The 1,157-nt window shown below is 57.6% G+C and carries 1 pseudogene; it reads right to left on the bottom strand.

Annotation, left to right across the window (positions count from 1 at the left end):
• Positions 1-1,157: pseudogene (locus HMPREF2879_RS01185) on the bottom strand (RHS repeat protein); the annotation flags it as partial.

The following is a 1,157-nucleotide window of genomic DNA, read 5'->3' on the forward strand; positions in this document are numbered from 1 at the left end:
CATAGACGCACACTGCACGAACGCGGGCACCCTCGTCAGTGACCAGCACCTTCACCCAAGCGTTCTCAGGCTGAGCGCTATCAAAGTACTCAACACGCACCAGCGCGCCAGCGGCATCATAGGTCCAACGCAGAGTCTCGGTGCCGCGAACGGCAGAAGAGAGCATCTGGGCACCAGTGTAGGTGTACATGACCAGACCAGCGGGCGAATCCACGCCGCTAATACGGCCCAAATCATCACGAATAATCTCAGTGTGCAGAGCCTCAGAAGAGTCTGCCACAGCCGGGTCTGCCACAGCGGGCTGCTCGGTCACAGAGGTCATGTGCGCGCCACGGTAACCAAACTCGCGAACCCAGGTACCCGCCAGGTCAGACACCTGCGCACGCACCAGCGCATCTACCGCGTTGTACTCGAAGGAGGACTCTACCCGAGACTCAGAGGTAACGGCGGTTCCATCCAGACGGTACGCGGTGATGTCAGTCTGCTTGACCATACGGCCAGCAGCATCATACGCGTAAGCGCTCGAACCCAGGGGGTGCACAAACTCAGTGCGCAGACCATCAGCGTCATAAGCGTAGGACAGCTCATAGCCGCCAGTCTCATCCATGTACGCGGTACGGAAAGACTCCGGAATCTGAGCACCAAACTCACGGCGCTGACGGATCAGACGACCCAAACGGTCATACGACTCAACCGTCACCACGGGAGCACCAAACGCATCAACGCCCGCGTGATCATAAGTCGTCATCGTACGGCGCGCAGAATCACGCTCCATACGGTACAACAGAGAGCCATTCACCGAATGGGAGCAGGGAACACCGTCACGGTCATAACCGAAGGAATGTACAGCACCATTACCGTCAGTGCTGGTCAGCAGACGACCGGCAGCATCATAGGTAGAGGTAGTGCGCACACCCAGCGGATTGGTTGCCGCCAGAACATTGCCCATCAGGTCATACTCGTAGCTGGTAATACGACCGGCAGGGTCCATCACGGAGATAACGTTACCCGCCTCGTCATAACGGTAATGGGTCACGCCACCAGCACCATTAGTCACCGCAACCACCTGAGAAGCGGCATCATAAGTGAACGAACGAGTACCCCACTTGTTATCGCGAATGCTCTTCACGCGGCCACAAGAATCCCAGGTGTAGAAC

Origin of the sequence: Rothia sp. HMSC069C04, assembly GCF_001812895.1 — a bacterium.
Taxonomy (GTDB): Bacteria; Actinomycetota; Actinomycetes; order Actinomycetales; family Micrococcaceae; genus Rothia.